Source organism: Streptomyces sp. NPDC127117 (assembly GCF_042677325.1).
Classification (GTDB): Bacteria; Actinomycetota; Actinomycetes; order Streptomycetales; family Streptomycetaceae; genus Streptomyces.
Map to the genome: position 1 here is coordinate 36,263 of NZ_JBHXTM010000025.1, position 20,171 is coordinate 56,433.

At 71.3% G+C, this 20,171-nt stretch carries 14 protein-coding genes and 1 pseudogene; 4 read left to right on the forward strand and 11 right to left on the reverse strand.

Annotation, left to right across the window (positions count from 1 at the left end):
- Positions 1–10: 10 nt before the first annotated feature.
- Both ACFVH0_RS22380 and ACFVH0_RS22385 read right to left on the reverse strand, forming a co-directional pair.
- Positions 11–1,459 (reverse strand): hypothetical protein, encoded by a 1,449-nt coding sequence (locus tag ACFVH0_RS22380; protein WP_385822599.1) that lies wholly within the window; start codon positions 1,457–1,459, stop codon positions 11–13.
- Between the two features lie 135 nt (positions 1,460–1,594).
- On the reverse strand, positions 1,595–1,864 hold the full coding sequence (locus ACFVH0_RS22385) for a helix-turn-helix domain-containing protein (protein WP_385822600.1): 270 nt from the start codon (positions 1,862–1,864) through the stop codon (positions 1,595–1,597).
- 41 nt (positions 1,865–1,905) lie between these two features.
- Between ACFVH0_RS22385 and map the strand changes: the two genes are divergently transcribed.
- Positions 1,906–2,673, forward strand: a complete 768-nt coding sequence (gene map, locus ACFVH0_RS22390) for a type I methionyl aminopeptidase (protein ID WP_385822602.1) — start codon at positions 1,906–1,908, stop codon at positions 2,671–2,673.
- 53 nt (positions 2,674–2,726) lie between these two features.
- Here the strand turns inward: map and ACFVH0_RS22395 are convergent, their stop codons facing one another.
- The 8 genes and pseudogenes from ACFVH0_RS22395 to ACFVH0_RS22430 form a co-directional block, all read right to left on the reverse strand.
- On the reverse strand, positions 2,727–3,425 hold the full coding sequence (locus tag ACFVH0_RS22395) for a glycoside hydrolase family 75 protein (RefSeq protein ID WP_385822604.1): 699 nt from the start codon (positions 3,423–3,425) through the stop codon (positions 2,727–2,729).
- A 175-nt stretch (positions 3,426–3,600) separates the two neighbouring features.
- Entirely contained in the window at positions 3,601–5,409 is a 1,809-nt protein-coding gene (gene ggt / locus ACFVH0_RS22400) for a gamma-glutamyltransferase (protein ID WP_385822606.1), read from the reverse strand.
- A gap of 197 nt (positions 5,410–5,606) precedes the next feature.
- On the reverse strand, positions 5,607–8,336 hold the full coding sequence (locus ACFVH0_RS22405; protein WP_385822608.1) for an AAA family ATPase: 2,730 nt from the start codon (positions 8,334–8,336) through the stop codon (positions 5,607–5,609).
- A 270-nt stretch (positions 8,337–8,606) separates the two neighbouring features.
- Positions 8,607–8,954 (reverse strand): annotated as a pseudogene (locus ACFVH0_RS22410) (transposase); the annotation flags it as partial.
- Between the two features lie 36 nt (positions 8,955–8,990).
- Positions 8,991–9,338, reverse strand: coding sequence for a YciI family protein (locus tag ACFVH0_RS22415; RefSeq protein WP_385822610.1), 348 nt, complete (start codon positions 9,336–9,338; stop codon positions 8,991–8,993).
- A gap of 86 nt (positions 9,339–9,424) precedes the next feature.
- Complete coding sequence (locus tag ACFVH0_RS22420) at positions 9,425–10,318, reverse strand: virginiamycin B lyase (RefSeq protein ID WP_385822611.1); 894 nt, start codon at positions 10,316–10,318, stop codon at positions 9,425–9,427.
- A 215-nt stretch (positions 10,319–10,533) separates the two neighbouring features.
- A complete protein-coding gene (locus tag ACFVH0_RS22425) occupies positions 10,534–11,475 on the reverse strand; it encodes a GNAT family N-acetyltransferase (RefSeq protein WP_385822613.1) in 942 nt (313 codons plus the stop codon).
- An 8-nt stretch (positions 11,476–11,483) separates the two neighbouring features.
- Positions 11,484–12,053 (reverse strand): dihydrofolate reductase family protein, encoded by a 570-nt coding sequence (locus ACFVH0_RS22430; RefSeq protein ID WP_385822615.1) that lies wholly within the window; start codon positions 12,051–12,053, stop codon positions 11,484–11,486.
- Positions 12,054–12,571: 518 nt separating this feature from the next.
- Here ACFVH0_RS22430 and rph point away from each other — a divergent pair.
- Positions 12,572–15,172 carry a rifamycin-inactivating phosphotransferase gene (rph, locus tag ACFVH0_RS22435; protein ID WP_385822617.1) on the forward strand — a complete coding sequence of 867 codons (2,601 nt, stop codon included), beginning with the start codon at positions 12,572–12,574 and terminating at the stop codon, positions 15,170–15,172.
- 25 nt (positions 15,173–15,197) lie between these two features.
- Here the strand turns inward: rph and murJ are convergent, their stop codons facing one another.
- Positions 15,198–16,862: a murein biosynthesis integral membrane protein MurJ gene (gene murJ, locus ACFVH0_RS22440; protein ID WP_385822619.1), complete on the reverse strand. Its 1,665-nt coding sequence runs from the start codon at positions 16,860–16,862 to the stop codon at positions 15,198–15,200.
- Between the two features lie 359 nt (positions 16,863–17,221).
- Here murJ and ACFVH0_RS22445 point away from each other — a divergent pair, with 359 nt between their 5' ends.
- Complete coding sequence (locus tag ACFVH0_RS22445) at positions 17,222–18,433, forward strand: Ig-like domain-containing protein (protein WP_385822621.1); 1,212 nt, start codon at positions 17,222–17,224, stop codon at positions 18,431–18,433.
- A 138-nt stretch (positions 18,434–18,571) separates the two neighbouring features.
- Positions 18,572–20,167, forward strand: a complete 1,596-nt coding sequence (locus ACFVH0_RS22450; RefSeq protein ID WP_385822624.1) for a CocE/NonD family hydrolase — start codon at positions 18,572–18,574, stop codon at positions 20,165–20,167.
- Positions 20,168–20,171: the final 4 nt, after the last annotated feature.

Genomic DNA, 20,171 nt, shown 5'->3' on the forward strand with positions numbered 1-20,171 from the left:
GGGCACCTGCTCAGGGTGCCCCCGCGATACCGGCCACCCGAAGGGCGTGGGCGACGTCCCGTTCCCTGGCCGGTGAGACGGCGCGGGCCGCGGCCAGCAGTGGTGGTACGAGACGGTGCGGATCGCCCGCCGCGACCCGCGCCGCGTCCTGCGGAGTCCGTACGCGGACGTAGGCGCTCAGCAGTGCCCGCGCCTGTCCCCCTTGGCCGGCGCGTTCCAGGGCCACCACCGCGGCGGCGATCTCCCCGGCGGGCCTGGCCACGCCCTGGCGCAGCAGTTGCCCGCAGTCGTCGGGGCGCCCTGCGGAGTGCAACGCTCCGGCAGCGGCGGCCAGCCGGGCGGGCGGCAGCGAGGACACCTCCCACAGCAGGGTCGCCCAGTCCGCGTCGAGGCCGGCCCGGTGCAGTTCGACGGCGAGTACCGGCAGCCGCTCCGCGGGCCAGCCGGCCGCCTCGCAGAGCACGACGTGCGCCTCACCGCTTCTGCCTCCGGCCCGCAGCCGGACCAGCCTCTCGACGACCCGTACGGCCGCCCGGTGGGCCTCCGGGTCCGGGGCGGCGGCACGGGTGGTGGACCCGGCGGAGTTGTCCTCGCCGGGCGCGGAGGCGAAGCGGGCGCCGCGCGGCACGGCGGCAGTGGCGGGCGGAAGGGGCAGCACGGGCGCGGGCAGGGCGGGCGAGTCGTCGGCGTCGTCCAGGTCGAGGCCGGCGAACCTGGCACCGCGCGGCCTCCGGCGCCCGGGGGCGGGCGGCCGAGGGGCGGATGGCAGGGCCTCCGGGACACGCTCCGGGCCGGCTTCCGGTAAGCGCTCCGCCCCGGCTTCAGGTCCGGCCTTCCCGCCCCGGTCCGGCGCTTCCGGGGCCTCCGGCACTTCCGGCACCCCTGACAGCTCCGGCGCCCCCGGCGCCTCCCGCTCCCCCGGTACTCCCGGCACCTCCCGCTCCCCCGGTACCTCCGCACGGAACCAGCCGTCCGGCACCGCCGCCGCGGCCAGCCGTTCGCGCAGCTCCGAGCAGCGGGCCGTGGCCCGTTCATGGTCGTCCCTGGCCCAGGCGGCCGCCTCCATGTCCGGGGGCGTCGCGCCGCCCGCACCGGCGGCCCGGAGGCGTCGGGCCGCGTTTGCCTGCTCCTCTCGCATCAGCTCCAGTCGCTCGACGAGCACCTGCCGCCCGCCCGGCCGGCGGTCGTGGGCGGCCACCGAGGAGGAGTACAGCCCGGCGGCCCGCACCGACTCGCGCTGTGCGAATGCCGTGCCGCGCAGGGCCGCCAGATCGCCGAGCAGCGACTCCATCACGTCCCAGGGCGGAATCTCGGCGCCGTCGAGACAGGCGCGCATCCCGGCAGGATCACGGCGGAGGAAGAGCCCGTACCAGCCGCTCCCGGGGTCCAGCAGTGTCACGAGATCCCGCAGGTACTGCGCGAACTCCCGCACTTCCCAAGCATCTTGACGCTCTGTCATCTCTGCCCTCGCCGACGTCGACCGGAGCCTCCAGTCCGCAGGCATTCGACATCAGCCGTGTTACGGCACGGCTACGCGCGCTTTTCGACCGCGCTGCGGCCGAGGCGTGACCGGCGCGCACCGCAAGGGCCGCCGCTACCCCGCCAGCGGCACCGCGTCCGGCTCCGGAGCGGAGCGGGCGAGAATCTCGTCCATCGAGAGTCCGAGCGCCCCGGCCAGCGCGGCGACCGTGAAGAAGGCGGGGGTGGGGGCGCGGCCGGTCTCGATCTTGCGCAGCGTCTCGGCGGAGATTCCGGCGCTCGCCGCGATCTCGACCATGCTGCGTCCGCCGCGTGCCTCACGCAGCAGCACACCGAGGCGTTCGCCGCGACGGCGCTCTTCCGGGGTCAGGGGCGTTCGTACCATGCCGTCATTCTAATACCGCTGAGACCGGTATAGTAATTGGCATGGTGCAGCTCAAGACAGACACATCCATCGAAGCCATGCGCGAGACCGGCCGGGTCGTGGCGCAGTTGCTGACCGCCGCACGGGAAGCGGCCGCGGTCGGCGTCTCCCTGCGTGAACTGGACGAGGTGGCCCGCGGCGTACTGCGTGACGCGGGCGCCGGGTCGCCGTTCCTGAACTACCGGCCGCATTTCGCGCCCACACCCTTCCCCGCCGTGATCTGCGCGTCGGTCAACGACGCGATCGTGCACGGCATCCCGACCGACCAGCGGCTGTGCGACGGCGATCTGGTGAGCATCGACGCGGGCGCCGTCCTGGGCGGCTGGGCCGGTGACTCGGCGATCAGTTTCATCGTCGGGCGCGCCCGGCCCGCCGACACCCGACTCGTCGAGACGGCCTTCGCGGCGCTGGAGGCGGGCATCGCGGCGGCGGTCGTCGGCAATCGGATCGGTGACATCGCGCATGCGATCGGCACGGTCTGCCGCGGCGCCGGATACGGCATCCCGGAGGGGTTCGGGGGCCACGGCATCGGACGGTCGATGCACGAGGACCCGGCCGTCCCCAACGAAGGACGACCGGGTCGCGGCATGCCGTTGCGGCACGGGATGGTGCTGGCGATCGAGCCGATGCTGATCGGCAGCGGCAAGGACGACTTCTACCCGGACCAGGACGGCTGGACACTGCGTACGTCCGACGGCAGCCGGGCCGCGCACGCCGAGCACACCGTGGCGATCACCGACGACGGCCCGCGCATCCTGACCGCGCTGTGACCGCCCGCGAGAACGGCAGGGCGGCTGGGCCGCCAACCGCCCGCGGATGACCGCTAGTTGTTCTGGATGAACTGCTTGGCGAGGGCGTCGCCCGCGGTGACGGCGGCGCTGTGGCTCTCGATGGGCGACACCTTGGAGTTCTTGAACAGGATGTAGGTGACGCCGGATTCCGCGCCGCCGGTCTCCGGGTCCGGGTCGATGCCGAGGGCCTTGGCGGTGGCGTACGAGGCCTCACCGATGATCTTGTTGGGGCCGGTGTCACCGACGACCGCGTACTCGACCTTGTTGTTGTAGATGACGGCGACGACGCCACCGCCCTTGATCCCGGCATCGCTGTAGTTCCAGATGCTGCTGGTGCTCGGCACGACGACGTACGGCAGCGTCTCGGCGTTCAGGGGTTCTCCGGCGGAGGTCTCGAAGGCCGTCCCGTTCTGGAACCACGGATCGGTGTCCTCGTTGCAGGCGGCGGTGATCTCACCGTCGCAGTCGATGTCCATGTCGGCCTTCCAGAACACGGCACCGTTCTTGCCGCAGACCGGTATGGTCGCCGAAGTCTCCTCGTCCGTACGGTACTTGCCGTTGGAGATCTGCGAACACGAAGTGACCTTGGCCAGCAGATCGGCCGCGCTGACGGAGCCCTCCTTGAGGTCCGCGCCCCGGGCCGGACCGGCGTGGGCGGCCGGGCTCAGGGTGACGGTCGCAAGCAGGGCGGCACCGGAGGCGGCGGCGAGGGCGAGCGTTCGGGTACGCACAGTGGGGGTGCCCTTCCAATAGGAAACTTTCCTTACCGACGTGCTCAACATGGCCCCGGCCCGATGCCTCCGTCAAGACCACGGGGCTGGTTACCGGTGAACTCTCACCGGTAACCAGCCCCGTATGAAGCATTATTGACGCGTCATCAATACCTTCGAGTGGCGGCCGCCACCGTCACGGGCGTCCGCTCGGCCGCACGACCATCGCCGAGCCGCCGCCCCGGCGCACCTTCTCCGCGGCCGCCAGCCACCGTCCGTCCGGCAGCCGCTGCACACCCGTCGCCGCCCCGATCTCCGGGTTGAGCTTGAAGGCGTGCCCCAGCGACTCCAGTTCCGCCCGGACCGGGCTGTTCCACAGCCCCGGCTCGATCTCCGTCGTGGCGGAGTTGCGCTGGCTCGCGCGCGGTGCCGCGATGGCGTCGACCAGCGGGAGCCCCCGGTCCACCGTGCCGATGAGCGACTGGAGCACCGTCGTGATGATGGTGGCACCACCGGGCGACCCCAGCGCCAGCACCGGTTCGCCGTGCTTCAGCACGATCGTCGGCGAGATGGACGAGCGCGGGCGCTTGCCCGGACCGGGCAGATTCGGGTCGTGGACGGCGGGGTTGGCGGGCGCGAACGAGAAGTCCGTCAGCTCGTTGTTGAGCAGGAAGCCACGCCCCGGCACGGTGATCCCACTGCCGCCGGTCTGCTCGATCGTCAGGGTGTACGCGACGACGTTGCCCCACTTGTCGGCCGCCGTCAGATGGGTGGTGTTCTCCCCCTCGTACGTCGTCGGGGCGGCCGTTCCACCGTCCCGGCAGTCGGCCGGGTGCCTCGGGTCGCCCGGCGCGAGCGGGCTGGTCAGCACCGCGTCGTCCTTGATCAGGCACTCCCGCGCATCGGCGAACCGCTGGCTCAGCAGCTCCCGTGTCGGCACGTCCTCGAATGCCGGGTCGCCCACCCAGCGCCCTCGGTCCGCGAAGGCGATCCGGCTGGCCTCGATGTAGCGGTGCAGATACCGCGCCTCGCTCGCCTTCGAGAGGTCCGTGGACTCAAGGATGTTGAGCGCCTCGCCGACGCTGGTGCCACCGGACGAGGACGGGGCCATGCCGTACACGTCGAGGCCGCGGTAGCCGGTCCGCGTCGGTGCCTGCCGCAGTGCCCGGTAGGACCGCAGGTCCTTCGCGGTGAGGTCGCCGGGCCGCACCACCCGGGTGGACTTCGGGTCGACGGGCGGGTTGCGGACGGTCCGTACGACGTCGGCGGCCAGCTCGCCCCGGTACAGCTCGTCGACACCCTTGCGGCCCACCTGTTCGTAGGTGCGCGCCAGGTCGGGGTTCTTGAACACCGAGCCGACCACCGGCAGTTGCCCGCCGGGCAGGAACAGCTTCCGGGTTGCCGGGAAGTCGGCGAACCTGGCCTGGTTGCCCTCGGTCTGCGAGCGGAACGTGCTGTCGACGACGAAGCCGTCCCTGGCGAGCCGCTCGGCCGGCTTCAGCACCTGCCGCAGCGACTTGCTGCCCCAGGTGTCGAGCGCGGTGTCCCAGGTGGCCGGGGTGCCCGGGGTGCCCACCGCCAGCCCGCTGGTGACGGCCTCGTCGAAGGCGAGCGGCTTGCCGTTCTCCAGGAACAGCGCGGAGTCCGCACTGCGCGGCGCGGTCTCCCGGCCGTCGATCGTCTCCACGGTGTGTCTCTTGGCGTCGTAGTAGACGAAGTAGCCGCCCCCGCCCAGGCCCGCCGAGTAGGGCTCGGTCACACCGAGCGCCGCGGCGGTCGCCACCGCGGCGTCCACCGCGTTGCCGCCCTTGCGGAGCACCTCTATACCGGCGGCCGACGCGTCCGCGTCGACACTGGCGACCGCCCCTCCGTAGCCCACCGCGACAGGCGACTTGGGTGGTTGTGCCGACGGTGGTGCGGACGAGGACGGGGCCGCCGCCCCGATGGTGACGACAGCGGCGAGAACAGCCGACAACGACACATTCCGCGCAACGGAACGTCGCATGCGCACCTCCAGTGCTGGATAGTCAGCGCAGGGTAACGCCGTGCCGCCCACCCCGTCAGGTCCGCCGTGAAGCCGAGGCCGAATGCCCGCCGGCATCCTGCCGACGACCGACGACGTACGCGCCGCCGTGCCGGACGTGACAGCCGTCGGCATCAGCCCTTCGCCGGGCCGGATCGCCCGTGCTCAGAGCCTTGCCGTCAGAAGGCGAGCAGGCCGGCGAGCTCTGTCCGTGAGCTGATGCCCAGCTTGGGAAACGCCCGGTAGAGGTGGTGTCCCACGGTGCGTGGGCTCAGGAACAGTTGGGTGGCGATTTCACGGTTGGTGGCACCGGCGGCCGCGAGTCGGACGACCTCGCGTTCCTGTGAACTCAGGCGGCTGATGGGCGAGTCGACGGTATCGGCGGGGTGAGTGGCCTCTCCGGCCGCCTGTAGTTCTGTGGCCGCCCGGCGGGCCCACGGCAGTGCGCCCGGCTTCTCGAAGAGCTCCCTCGCGGTACGCAGATGGTCGCGGGCGTCGAGCTTGCGGCGGCCCCGGCGCAGCCACTCGCCGTAGAGCAGTTCGGTGCGGGCCCGCTCGAAGTCACAGCCCCCGTTGTGCAGTTCGAGGGCTGATGTGTAGTGTTCCTCGGCCGATGTGTCCGGGCCGGTCAGGGCGGCGCAGCGGTGGGCCTGTGCCGTGAAGTGGGGCTGTTGGAGGTCGTCCGCCCAGCTCATGAGCTGTTTCGCGGGTTCCTTCGCCCGCTCCGGATGGCCCGCGCGAACGGCGGCCTCGATCAGATCGGGGATCAGGTGCCGGGTCAGAATGGGGTGACCCACTGCGTGCCGGGCCGCCTCCAGGTGTTCCAGCGCATCCTGAGCACGTCCGAGGCCGAGGTCGAGCAGCCCCAGCGCCCACAGCGCATCCGCCGTGCCCCGTCCGACGTCGCGGGGGCGGGTGTATTCCATTGCCAGGCCGGCCAGTTCGCGGGTGTGTTCCTCCTCCCCCCGGGTGGCCGCGAGCACCGCGAGCAGGGCACGCAGGTGGGCGGCCCGGTGGTCCAGGTCGTAGGCCTCCGCGAGCCGGAGTGCTTCGGCGGCGTGCGTATCCGCCTCGTCGTGCCGGCCCAGTGCCAGCTCCGCCTGGGCGAGCAGGTGCAGTGTGGTGGGCAGCCATCCGCCGATGCCCTGCTCCCGGCAGTGGGTGACCGCCGCGGTGGCCAGCTCGTACGCGTTCTCGTGGGCGGCGACCAGATGGCAGTGGATCCCGGCCATCAGCCGGTCCATGAGGCCGCTCCCGTCGCGACGGGCAGCCGCCACGTGTTCGTCCAGCGTCCGGAGTGCGCCGGGAATGTCACCGGCCAGCAGCTTCGCGGGCGTGGCCACCACGGGCAGGCCGGGGGTGCGCACGGCGATTTCCATCATGAGGGCCGCGTCGCCCGCCGAGAAGGCCGCGTGGATGGCGTCGGTCAGCAGGGGGGCGAGCTTGTCGGGGCGGCTGGCGGAAACCGTTTCGGTGCATTCGGCCAGCAGACGGGCGGCCTGCCCGGGGCTGCCGTAGCCCAGCTCGACCACGGAGCGTGCACGGGCGAAGTCCGCCGCCATGCCCGGGTCCGGGAGAGGCAGCGGCACCTGGTCGGTGAGGGCACGGCATCGTTCGTCCTGACCGGCCTCGCTCGCCTTCTGCGCGGCGTTGATCAGGCGGCGGGCGCGCCCGGCCGTGTCCGCGGTGAGGTGCGCGGCTCGCTCGTACGCGGCGGACGCGGATGCCATGGCCTGCCGGCTGCCCGCCCACTCGGCGACCCGCTCCAGCTCACCGGCGACCTGCTCGTCCGGGCCGGTCGCCGCGGCGGCCAGGTGCCACGCTCGCCGGTGCGCGTGCGCGGGACCGTCCAGGACCCCGACCAGCGCCTGATGAACCGCCAGCCGCCACGCCAGCGGGGCGCATTGATAGGCGGCGAACCGAATGAGCGGATGCCGAAAGCGCAGCCTCTGCGCGGAGACGAGGACCAGCTCCGCGCGCTCGGCCGGCTCCAGGTCCCCGGCCTCCGCGCCGAGCCCGGCCGCGGCGGCCAGCACCGTGGGCAGGTCCCCGGTGTCGTCCGCGGCGGCCACCGCGAGCATGCGCCGAGTGGCATCGGGGAGGCGGCGGATCTGCTCGGCGAAGGCGTCCCGCAGTCGACTCGTCGGCGCCGGCTGCGCATCGGGCAGCGTCAACGGCCCCAGTTGCCCGGCTCGTTGAGCCGGGGTCAGGGCCGCTGCCAGTTCCTGCAGCGCCAGTGGGTTGCCCTGGGCCTGATCGATGATCCACTCGGAGACCGGGGGTGCGAGGCGGGGCAGCATCGACACGGCCGACTTCCGGTCGACGCCGGTGAGGGACATGCGGGGCAGGCTCTTCGTACCGTTCGCCGAGGAGGTCTCGCGAGTGGCGAAGAGCATGACGACGCCTTCGGCCCGCAGCCGCCTGGCGGCGAAGACCAGTGCGTCCACGGACGGCCGGTCGAGCCACTGCAAGTCGTCGACCACACACAACAAGGGTTTTCCGGCGGCCGCCTCGGAGAGCAGCGACAGTGCCGCGAGCCCGATGGTGAGACGGTCCCGCACGGTCTCGTCGCTCAGGCCGAAGACCGCCCGCAGGGCCCCGGCCTGCGGTGACGGCAGCAGGTCGAGCCGGTCCAGCACCGGCAGGAAGAGCTGGTGGAGTCCGCCGAACGCCAGCTCCATCTCCGACTCGATGCCCTCGACCCGCAGCACACTCACGCCTTCGGCATGGGTGACCGCGTATTCGAGAAGGGTGGTCTTTCCGATGCCGGCCTCTCCGTGCAGAAGCAGGCAGTTGCTCTCCCCGCGATGGGCGTCGGCGAGTATCCGACGGATATGGCTCAGCTCTTCGGCACGTCCCTGCACCACACGCTCCCCCAGCCCCCGTACCCGGCCGCGACCGGGCATCATGATCGTCACTATACGTCCGTGGGTTTGTGACCCCGGTGAGCCCCGGGTGCCGGCTCCGAAGCGCTGGAGAGCCCGTACAAGGTACGGAAATAGCCAGGTCGGGACGGGCTCGACAGCATCCCGGCCATGAAGTGGACCCCGCTGAGTGAACATCCGGAGGAGATCTCTCGCGGGGCTGTCTTCCGGCTCCCGGAGCGGTGGCCGTACGAGGGGACGGTCGAGTTCTTGCTCGCGGAGCTGCCACCTTTCCCGGCCCCGCCGGCTCCCTCATTTCCGGGCCCGCGTGTTCACCGAGTCGACTGCGCGGCGCGACCACTCCGGATCGCCCCGCGCGCCGGGTTCGTCGAGGACCAGGCGGTGGAGTTCGGCCCACACCCCGGCCCTCGTCCACTCGGTGAACCGGCGGTGAGCTGTGGCTCCCGACGGGCCGAAGGCGGCGACGGGCAGCTGCTGCCAGGTGCATCCCGATGTCGCGACGAAAACGATGGCCGCCAGCACCTCGCGGTCACCGTGCCGGCGCCGGCCACCGCCCTGAGGCAGCGTCGGCGCTTCCGGCACGATCCGCTGGAACAGCTCCCACAGCTCATCCGGCACCAGCCGCTCAACGATTCCCCCCACGGCCGACCGCCCCACCGGGCCGAATGCGATGACGTCTCAGGCCGATTCGAGCAGCGGCCAGATTTCGACCGTCTCGGGGGTGCCGAGGCCCTTCGCCAGTTCCACGGCCTCCTCACGGTCGGCGACGTCGACCACGAACCAGCCGCCCAGGGTCTCCTCGCCGGGGTGCGCCGGCCCGTCGGTCACGGTGGGCGCCCCGTCGGCAGTCCTGCGTACGGTCACCGGAGCGGCCTCCTCGGTGTCGAGGGCATCGCCACCGACCAGTTTTCCCGACGCCGCGATCTGCCCGATCCAGCTTTCGTAGGCCGCTCGGTGGGTGTCCCGGTCGGTCCGGATCCTGTTGCGCGACTCGTCCGTCTCGAAGATCACGAGTGCGTATTTCATGGGGTTCTCTTTTCGTTCTGTGTGTCGTACGGAAGTGCTGTCGCTCAGGCTTTCCGAGCAGCGTGTGCCCGGCCGCCCGGACCGGGTCAAACGCCCGGCCTCGTGGTGATGCGGGTGAGCGCACCGATCTCCAGTGCCGCCCATACGGAGCCGTCCGGGCCGGCGGAGATGCCGTGGGGTTCCGAGCCGGCGGTCGGCAGATCGTGCACGGTGATCGCCCCGTCGGTGGTGATGGAGCCGACGCGGTTGGCGGCCCACTCGGTGAACCACAGCGTCCCGGTGCTGTCGGGGGTGATGGCGTGCGGCCGGGATGCGCGGTCGGGCAGTGGGAACTCGGTGGTCCGGCCGTCGGGGGTGATGCGCCCGATCTGCCCGGCACCGATCTCCACGAACCAGAGCGCCCCGTCATGGCCCGCCGCGATGCCCACCGGGGCGGCGGAGTCGGTCGGCAGGGTGTACAGGGTGACGGCTCCGTCCATGGCGATCCGCCCGATCGCGTTGGCCTGGTTCATGGTGAACCACATCCCGCCGTCCGGGCCCGCGGTGATCGCGGAGGGGAAGGCCCCGGTGACCGGCAGCGGAAACTCCGTCACACGGCCGTCGGTGGTGATCCGGCCGATCCGGTCGGCGGCGGTCTCGGTGAACCACAGTGCCCCGTCCGGCCCGGCGGCGATCCCGAACGGCCCGCACTCCGCCGTGGGCAGCCCGTACTCCGTGACCTCGCCGCCGAGAGTGATCCGGCCGATGCGGTGTGCCCGGTACTCGGTGAACCACAAGGCGTCGTCCGGCCCGACGGCGATGACCGTCGGCCCGCACTCCGGGTCGAGCCGGTGGGCCGAAAGCTCACCTCCCGGTACCAGCCGCCCGATGCTTCCGCCTTGGACCATGGTGAACCACAACGCCCCGTCCGGGCCGCTGGTGAGCGAGTACGGTCCGCTGCCGGCCTCGGCCACGGCGAACTCCTCGATGAACACAGCCATTCAGGCTCTCCCTCTCTTCCTGCGGCGCACGGTGGTCGGCTCGACGCCGCACGCACGGCTCGCGCCCGGTAGTTCCTCGCCGGGGCGACTGTTGATCAACTGCCCGTACCGTCACGCCCGTTGCCGAACACCACCCGGTCATGCGCGGGCAGCGGGTGCACGGTGTCCGGATCGGGAGACAACGTCACGTCCTTCGTCGATCGAACCGGTGGTCCTCAGGCCACCGGAACCGAATAGATCATGCGGATCTGCGAGATCCGGTAACCGGCACGGTCGAAGGCAGCGGCCATCGGCGCGTTGCCGGTGTCCGTGGTGGCGGTGATCAGCTCGGTGCCCGCGTCCGCGTGGATGCGGGTGATCTCGGCGAGCAGTTCGTCCACGTACCCATGGCCACGGAATTCGGGTACGACACCCAGGTAGCCGACGTTACGGGCGTACGGTGTCGCGGACGGGAGAGCCAGCCCGACGACCGCCCCGTCGGGGGCGTGGGCCAGCCGCCACCAGTCACGCCGGCCGGGGCAGCCGAGGTAGAAGTCCATTTCGGCCCGTGCGGTGGCTTCGGCGCCCTTGGCCTCCAGGCTTCGGCGGGTCTCGTCGTCCAGGCTGCCGACCGCTATCCGCCGGAACAGCCGGAGGAACTCCTCGTCCGATCCCGGGGCGAAGGTCAGCTTCCCCCCGGCCGGAGGGAGACCGCAATCCGGTGTCCACTCCAGGCGCAGCCGTTCCACTTCCCGTGTGAGCCCGGCCCGTACCGCAGCCCGGCCCCGCCATTCGACGGCCGCCGCGGCGGCAGGGTCGTCACGCCAGCCGACGGGCAGCGTCAGGTTGTACAGCGGAGCCCTGGGCGCCCCCTGCGCGGCGAACGCCCGCAGACCGGCGGCCAGCAGCCCCGCCGCGGCTTCCGCCCGGTCGGCGAGCGCGGGGTCGACGTACAGGCAGTCCAGGGCGACGGGGTGAGCACTGTCCGCCTGCCCCCACCACAGGGCGCGCGCCACCACCCGCCCGTCGTCCTCGGCGATCCAGGTCCACTCGGGCCGGTACATCCCCTGCCGCAGCTCGTCCTGATAGCGGTCGGCGTCTATCCAGCCCACCGGCTCATCCACGATCACCGCTACGACGCGTTCCAGATCGGCCTCGGTCGTGGGTCGAAACAACACGTGTTCTCCTACTGCTTGGCGTACGTGGTGACCGTCGTCCCGGTGGTGAAGACCCGGGATCCGGTCAGGGTGAAGTGGGAAAGGGCGAACGAGGTGTGGAACAGGGGGATGCCGTCGCCGAACACCACCGGGTAGCGGTGCACGACCAACTCGTCGATCTCCCCCAGCAACTGCCCGGCCAGCACGGCGCCGCCGCAGAGCCAGATGCCCATGCCCGGCTCTCGCTTCAGCGCGCGGACGAACTCCACCGGGTCGCCGGCCACGACAGCTGTCTTGGGGTCGGGAGGCAACAGCGTCGACGAGAACACGTACTGCCGCAGATGGGGATAGGGACTCGTCGTGCTGCTCGCTCGTGCCGCCTCGTAGGCGCCGCGCCCCATGACAACCGTGTCGAACTTCCTGTTGGCCGTGGTGACGACGCCCAGGAGCCCGCGGAGGCGGTCCGGGATGGTCTCGGGGTGCTCGGCAAGAATCGCGGCCTTGAGGTCACCGTCGAATCCCGAGGAGTCGTGCTGTCCGTCCGGACCGGCGATGAAACCGTCGACACTGCAGCCGATGAAGTAGGTGAGCCGACGCATGCGGGGCCGCTTTCGATCCGTGGCTGCCGGGGACAACACGACACTAGGCAGCCGGCATCAGGTGGGCATCGGTAGACCCGACGTAATGTGACCGGTCACGACCGGGAGTTGCCCGGGGCGGCATCGGTAGACGTATCGACGGCGGCTGCCGGGCAGCACGTGCTCGGGAAGACACCCCTGGTCGGCTCACCACCGCTTCGGACGTGCCATGCCGCATCGCTGGAGCGTCGATCCCGGTGGACGGCCGAAGAGAAAGGCAAGGAGAACTCTCTCCCTGCCACTCTCAACGTACAGCGCGCTGGGGGGCTTGCCGCAAGGCCCGGGTCACGGCGCAGAATCGTCGGCCGATGCCGGGTGCGTGGGTGTGCGCCGGCCGGCTCGCCGACGGGAAGGCGAGCGAGGGAAGGCGAGCGAGGGTGAGGACGTGCTCGGCAAGAAGCTCGACAGGGCTGGGGGGTTCCGGCGATCCGGTCGGCCGCCGCAGTACATCGGGACACGATTGCCTCGGAGGCAGGGCGATGATCGAGCAGTACGTGTTGGATCTCCAGGAGGTCGACGAGACACAGGTCGCGGTCGTCGGCGGCAAGGGCGCGCACCTGGGCGGGCTGTCGCGGATCGAGGGCGTCCGCGTGCCGGGGGGTTTCTGCGTGACGACGGACGCCTTCCGGCGGGTCATGGCGGGAGTGCCGGCGGTCGGGGAGCGGCTCGACCGGCTGTCGCGGCTCGACCCGGAGGACCGGGTGGCGGTCCGCGCGCTCAGTGCGGAAATCCGCCGGGCCGTCGAGGAGATCACCATTCCGGGTGATCTCGTGGCGGCGATCACCCGCGCGCTCGCCCGGCTCGGGGAGGAGGTCGCCTGTGCCGTCCGGTCCAGTGCGACGGCGGAGGATCTGCCGACGGCCTCGTTCGCCGGCCAGCACGACACGTACCTCGACGTCGTGGGGCCGACGGCGGTTCTCCGGCACGTCAGCCGGTGCTGGGCCTCGCTGTTCACCGAGCGGGCCGTGACCTACCGTCGGCACAACGGCATCGACCACCGTTCGGTCCACATGGCCGTGGTCGTGCAGCGGATGGCCTTCCCGTACGCGTCCGGCGTTCTGTTCACGGCGGACCCGGTCACGGGCAACCGCAGGGTCGCCACCGTGGACGCCGGCTTCGGGCTCGGTGAGGCGCTGGTCTCCGGCCTGGTGAACCCGGACGTCTTCAGAGTGCGGGACGGCGAAGTCGTCGCCAGGGCGGTCGCCGCCGGGCGGCGCGCCGTTCACCATCTGCCGGGTGACGGTGCTCGGGAAGCGGCGGTCGGCCCGCGGCGGCTGGGGCGACCGGTGATGACGGATGTGCAGGCGGTACGGCTCGTGCAGCTCGGGCGGCGGATCGAGGCGCACTTCGGCCGCCCGCAGGACATCGAATGGTGCCTGGCCGACGGTGGTTTCCAGATCGTTCAGAGCCGGCCGATCACGACGCTGTTCCCCGTCCCCGAGAGCGGTGACCGGGAGAATCATGTCTACCTCTCCGTGGGTCATCAGCAGATGATGACCGACCCCATGAAACCCCTGGGGATCTCGGTGTGGCAGCTGACGGCCATGGCGCCGATGCACGAGGCCGGCGGGAGGCTGTTCGTCGACGCCACCCGGCGCCTGGCCTCGCCCGCGAGCCGCGCCGCCCTCCTGGACGTCGTGGGGAGAGGCGATCCACTGATCAGGGACGCGCTGGAGACCGTCCTCGCCCGCGAGGATTTCGTCCCGTCCCTCCCGGACCCGGGCCCCGGCCGGCCACCGGCCGGGAGTGCGTCCGCCCCGATCGGAACCGATCCTGCCGTCGTCACCGGGCTGATCGAGCGCAGCCGGGCATCCATCGCCGTGCTGGAGCGCGACATCCGGACGAAGAGCGGACCGGCGCTGTTCGACTTCCTGCTGGAGGCCTTCGAGGAGCACAAGCGGGCCCTCGGCGATCCGCTGAGCTTCCAGGCGATCATGGCGGGGATGGAGGCCACGTGGTGGCTCAACGACAGGCTGCGGGAGTGGCTGGGCGAGACGAACGCGGCTGACACGCTGACGCTGTCCGCCCCCGACAACGTCACGTCGGAGATGGGACTGGCGCTGCTGGACGTCGCGGACGTGATCCGCCCGCGGCCGGAGGTGGTGGCGTTCCTGCGGAACGTCGGGGACGACGAGGGCTTCCTGGACGAGCTGGCGGAACTACCGGGCGGAACCCGAGCGCGCGACGCCATCGAGGCCTACCTCGACCGGTACGGCATGCGCTGCGTCGGCGAGATCGACATCACCAGGCCCCGCTGGCGCGAGCGCCCCGCCACGCTCGTGCCCGCGATCCTCGACAACGTCAGGAACTTCGAACCGGGCGCCGCCGGGCGGCGCTTCGAACAAGGACGGCGCAGGGCGCGGAAGAAGGAACAGGACGTGCTGTCACGCTTGCGGGCCCTGCCGGACGGGGACCGGAAGGCCGACGAGACCAAGCGGATGATCGACCGGGTCAGAACCTTCATCGGGTACCGGGAGTACCCGAAGTACGGCATCGTCAGCCGCTACTTCGTCTACAAGAAGGCCCTGCTGGAGGAGGCCGAGCGCCTCGTGCGGGCCGACGTGCTTCCCGAGAAGGAGGACATCTTCTACCTCACCTTCCAGGAACTCCACGACGCCGTGCGCTCGAACCAGGTCGACGACCGGCTCATCCAGCGGCGCAAGGACGAATTCCGCTCGTACCACGCGCTCACGCCGCCCCGGGTACTCACCTCGGACGGTGAGGCCGTCACCGGGACGTACCGGCGCGACGACGTGCCGGCCGGTGCCCTGATCGGCCTGCCCGTCTCCGCCGGGACCGTCGAGGGACGGGCCCGCGTCATTCTCGACATGGCGGAGGCCGACCTCGAAGCGGGCGACATCCTGGTCACACCCTTCACGGACCCCAGCTGGTCGCCGCTGTTCGTCGCGGCCGCGGGCCTGGTGACGGAGGTGGGCGGCCTGATGACCCATGGCGCGGTGATCGCCCGGGAGTACGGCCTGCCGGCCGTCGTGGGCGTGGAAGGGGCCACCCGGCTGATCCCCGACGGACAACGGATCCGCGTGCACGGAACCGACGGGTACATCGAGATCCTGCCTTGACCGACGACACCTCGCGGCGCCGGGTTCAGGCCCGTCGCAGCCGTCTCCGGCCCGCCGTGAGCACGGCGCTGACCTCCCGCAGCCGGAGCGGCCGTGCCAGCAGCGCCACCGTGAGCAGCAGCACCGCGGTGCCCGCGCCCACCGCCGCGAAGTCCCCGGCGCCCGCGCAGGCCCGGGCGGTGAGGTGGGCCAGCGCCCCGGCGGGCACGGTCGCGGCCACCAGTCGCAGCTGCGCCCACAGCGTGGGCGAGCGCAGTGGTGAGGTCGCGGTCGCGCCGCTGCCCCGGACCCTGCGGTGCAGCACGTACGCAGTGGTGGCGAAGCCCGCGAACAGGGCGACGGAGTAGGCGCCGGCCATTCCCGTCACGGCCCAGCGGACCGGCAGCAGCAGATACGCGGCGGCCGAGAGCCCGGCGTTGAGTGCCGCGATCACCAGGTTGAGGAAGAACGGTGTGCGGGTGTCGCTCATCGAGTAGAACGCCCGGGAGAGCACGTACTGCCCCGAGTAGGCGACGAGTCCGGGCGCGAACGCCATCAGCATGCCCGCCATCACGGCGATGCCCGCGTCGCCCGTGACCCCGTATCCGTAGACGGCTCCCATCACCCACGGTGCCAGTGCGAACAGCAGGGCCGTCGCGGGCACCACGACCGCGGCCGAGGTGCGCAGGGCGTACGAGACGTCGCTCCGCAGCCCCGGCAGGTCGTTGTCGGCCGCCGCCCGGCTCATCCGGGGCATCAGCGCGGTGACCAGCGAGACGGTCACGATGCCGTGCGGGACCATCCACAGCTGATAGGCGTAGCTGTACGCGGTGTAGCCGGGGCCTCCCGCCAGGTCCAGGTCCGCGGCGCGCTGGCCGACGGTGGTGGAGAGCCGGGTCACCACCCAGTAGGCGATCTGGTTGGTCAGCACGAGCGCGACCAGCCAGCCGGCCGCGCGCAGTGGCCGGGTGAGGCCGCTGCCCCGCCAGTCGAACCGGGGCCGCCAGCGGAACTTCGCGGCGCGCAGCGCGGGCACCAGGGCGAGCGTCTGGACGACGATCCCGGCGGTCGTGCCCCAGCCGAGCAGCCGGGCCTGTCCCGGGGTCAGCGTGCCGTCGGAGCCCGCCGCGATGCTCAGGTGGAGCCCGAACACGGCGATGATCACGATGTTGTTGAGGACCGGGGTCCACATCATCGCGCCGAACCGGCCCCGGGCGTTCAGCACTTGGCCGAGAAGGGTGAACAGTCCGTAGAAGAGGATCTGCGGCAGGCAGTAGCGGGCCAGCGCGACGGTCAGTTCCGCCTGTTGGCCGTGGTAGCCGGGGGCGTAGACCGAGACGATCCACGGGGCGGCGAGGACGGTGATGCCGGTGAGGGCGAGGAGGCCGACGGCGCAGAGGGTGAGCAGCCGGTCGGTGTACGCGGCTCCGCCATCGGCGTGGTTCTTCGCGGCCCGCACCAGTTCGGGGACGAAGACGGCGTTGAGGGCGCCGCCGATGAGCAGTGTGTAGAGGATGTTGGGCACGGTGTTGGCGACGTTGTACCCGTCGGCCTGAAGTCCGGTGCCGAGCGCGGCGACGATGACCGCCGAGCGTATGAAGCCGGTCGCCCGGGAGACGATGGAGCCGGCCGCCATGACGGCGCCGTTGCGCAGCACCGAACGGGGTTCGTGGTCCGCGACCTCGGTGGTGGCCGCTTCGGTGGCGGTCACCGGCGGGCCAGGTGCGCCCGGTACCCCTGATACAGCGTGTTGTTCGCGGCTCCGCCCACCGGTTCACTCCCACTCTCCGCGCGTCTCGACGACCCGGCCGCCGGTGCCGGGCTTCCGGCGGAAGGCTCGAAGGCGGGCCGTCGGGGTCAGGGGTGGAGGGTACCCCGCGCCGCGTCCGGCACCGGGTGCTCGTCGAACGGTCCGAGCCGGGGCCGAGCGGCGCAGGTGGCCGGACGACGACCGGTCTGCTGCGTTACATGTCACACACGGCATTTCCCGTTTTTCGGCCGTTTTGCGGAACCGCTCGCCGGCTGTGCCCCTCTCTCTCGGCGAGAAGCAATGCCTTGGAGGTTTTTCCGTTGATCGCTGCACGCCGGCCCGTACGCCGCACCGCTCCGCTCGGCCGCCCGGCCCGGCTCACCCTGGTCGCCGGCAGTGCGGCGCTCGGTGTCATGCTCACCGCGTGTTCCGGCGCCTCCGCCTCGGACTCGGAGTCGGACAAGGGCGGCGCGGCCGCGTCCTCCGAGGCCAGGATCTCGGTGAACCTGCGGGGCAGCCAGGCCGCCCCGGGGACGCCGGTGAAGGTGACGCTCGACACCGGGAAGCTGAAGACGGTCACGGTGAGCGCGGACGGGGGCGAGGCCCTGACCGGCCGGATATCCGCCGACGGCAGGACCTGGACGTCGGACCGGGTGGCCGCGCCCGGCACCACGTACGGCATCGAGGCGAAGAACACCGAGGGCGCCGGCGGCAAGGCGGGCTTCACCACCGCCGCCGCGGGCAAGGTCAACAAGCTGACGCTGGCCCCCGGCAAGAACACCACGGTCGGCATCGCCCAGCCGCTGTCGGTCGTCTTCGACAACCCGGTGAAGGACAGGGCGGCGGTCGAGAAGGCCCTGAAGGTCTCCACCTCGAACAACACCGAGGGTTCCTGGGGCTGGCTGCAGGACTACTCCGGCAAGGACCGCGTCGACTGGCGGCCCAAGGATTACTGGAAGTCCGGTACGAAGGTCACGCTCGACGCCGATCTCAACGGCATCGACTCGGGCAAGTCCGGCGGCTGGTTCGTACGCGACTACCGGACCACCTTCACGATCGGCGCCGAGCAGGTGGTCAAGGTCGACCTCGACCGCCACCGGCTGGCGCTGAAGCGGGACGGGAAGACCGTCATGGACGTGCCCATGTCGGCCGGAACCCCGGGCGGCGAGAAGGCGTCCTGGCGCGGGACCGCCGTGCTGATGTCCAAGGAGGGCACGATCAACATGCGCTCCGAGACGGTCGGCCTCGGCGACGCCTACGACAAGATGGTCGACTCGTCGATGCGGCTGACCTGGTCGGGAATGTACGCCCACGCGGCACCCTGGAACGCGGCCTACTTCGGGGTGGCCAACCACAGTTCGGGCTGCGTCGGGATGAGCGACGCCGACGCCGGCGCGCTGTACGGGCAGGTGCGGGTCGGCGACCCGTTCGAGATCACCGGCGCGGACGCCAAGGGCACGGTCGCGGAGGGCAACGGATACGGGGCGTGGAACGTGGCGTGGGCCGACTGGCAGGCGAAGAGCGCGCTGTAGCGGGAGGGGCGGGGCGCCGGGCCTCCCGCTACAGGCCCGGCAATTGTTACCCTCACGTAACTTACCGATGAGTTACCACGGGTAAGGAGCCGGGGTTACCGTCGGGTCACTTTGCCCCGCACCCGTGAGGAGTGACCCGTGGGACGTCCGTACCCGGCTCTGCGCGCCACCGCTTCCATCGGAACCGCCGCCGTCCTCTTCGCCGGAGCCGCCCTCGCCGCGGCTCCGGCGGCCGCCGCCCGCACTCCCGCCGCGCCGCTCGCGGCGTCCGCGCCGGGCCTGGAGTTCCACGACATCCCCGGCTCCGGCGGGATCACTCTCAAGGGCAATGTGTTCACGCCTGCCGGAGCGGAGCCGGGCGCCAAGCACCCGCTGATCGTGCTGCCCACCAGCTGGGGCCTGCCGCAGGTCGAATACTTCGCCCAGGCGCAGCAGCTCGCCGACTCCGGCTATGTGGTGGTGAGTTACACCTCGCGGGGCTTCTGGCTCTCCGGCGGGAAGATCGAGGTCGCGGGGGAACCGGACCTCGCGGACGTCTCCTCGGTCATCGACTGGGCCCTCGCCAGCACCCCGGCCGACCCGGACCGCATCGGCATGGGCGGCGTCTCCTACGGCGCGGGCATCAGCCTCCTCGCGGCCGGGCACGACAAGCGGATCAAGGCCGTGGTCGCGCTCAGCGGCTGGGCCGATCTCATCGACTCGATCTACAGCGGCCGCACCCAGCATCTCCAGGCCGCCGCCCTCCTCGGCGGCTCCGGACTGCTCACCGGCCGCCCGGGCGAAGAGCTGACCCGGACGCTCACCGACTTCCTCGGCTCCAACCTCGCCAAGGAAGGGGACATGATCGCCTGGGGGAAGAAGCGCTCCCCCGCCGCGTACCTGAACGAGATCAACGCCAACGGCGCGGCCATCATGATGGGCAACGCCTGGGGCGACACGATCTTCCCGCCCAACCAGTACGCCTCGTTCTACGAGAAACTCAGCGGCCCCAAGCGTCTGGAGTTCCGTCCGGGCGACCACGCCACGGCGGAGGCCACCGGACTGCTCGGCCTGCCCAACGACACCTGGACCGACGCCCACCGCTGGTTCGACCGCTATCTCAAGGGCGAGCGCAACGGCATCGACCAGGAGCCGCCGGTCCAGCTCAAATCCCGTACGGACGGCGGCTACGAGGGCTACCCGGACTGGAAGTCGGTGGGGGCCGCCGAGGAGCGGATCGGGCTCGACGGCACCAGGCGGATCCTCGCCGGCATCGACTCCGGCGCCAACGGCGGCATCGTCATGCTGTCCAACGCGCTCGACCAGTTCGTGAAGCTGCCGCCGATCGCCTCCGTACCGCTGCTGCCCCGTGCCTTCGCGGGGGTCTGGCAGTCCGGGAAGTACCCGGTGGAGCAGCAGGTGCGCGGCACGGTGAAGGTCCACACCACGGTGACCCCGAACAAGGAGAGCGGCACCTTCGTCGCGTATCTCTACGACGAAGGGCCGCTCGGCCTCGGAAAGCTGGTCAGCAACGCCCCCTATACCTTCCACGGGCGGACGCCGGGCCGGCCGTTCCCCGTAGACCTGGAGCTGTTCTCCACCGCCTACGACGTTCCGGCCGGTCACCGTCTCACCCTGGTGATCGACACCGTCGATCCGCTCTACATCGAGCACAACCCGACCGGATCACAGCTGACCTTCTCCTCGTCCTCGGCGGACCCGTCGTACGTGTCCGTGCCGTTGCGCGAGAAGTGATCAC

Bases quoted from the DNA above. Each gene is read 5' to 3' on its own strand.
- ACFVH0_RS22420 (WP_385822611.1), bottom strand. From the start codon at position 10,318: ATGGCTGTGTTCATCGAGGAGTTCGCCGTGGCCGAGGCCGGCAGCGGA.
- ACFVH0_RS22380 (WP_385822599.1), bottom strand. From the start codon at position 1,459: ATGACAGAGCGTCAAGATGCTTGGGAAGTGCGGGAGTTCGCGCAGTAC.
- ACFVH0_RS22405 (WP_385822608.1), bottom strand. From the start codon at position 8,336: ATGATGCCCGGTCGCGGCCGGGTACGGGGGCTGGGGGAGCGTGTGGTG.
- map (WP_385822602.1), top strand. From the start codon at position 1,906: ATGGTGCAGCTCAAGACAGACACATCCATCGAAGCCATGCGCGAGACC.
- rph (WP_385822617.1), top strand. From the start codon at position 12,572: ATGATCGAGCAGTACGTGTTGGATCTCCAGGAGGTCGACGAGACACAG.
- ACFVH0_RS22385 (WP_385822600.1), bottom strand. From the start codon at position 1,864: ATGGTACGAACGCCCCTGACCCCGGAAGAGCGCCGTCGCGGCGAACGC.
- ggt (WP_385822606.1), bottom strand. From the start codon at position 5,409: ATGCGACGTTCCGTTGCGCGGAATGTGTCGTTGTCGGCTGTTCTCGCC.
- ACFVH0_RS22430 (WP_385822615.1), bottom strand. From the start codon at position 12,053: ATGCGTCGGCTCACCTACTTCATCGGCTGCAGTGTCGACGGTTTCATC.
- ACFVH0_RS22415 (WP_385822610.1), bottom strand. From the start codon at position 9,338: ATGAAATACGCACTCGTGATCTTCGAGACGGACGAGTCGCGCAACAGG.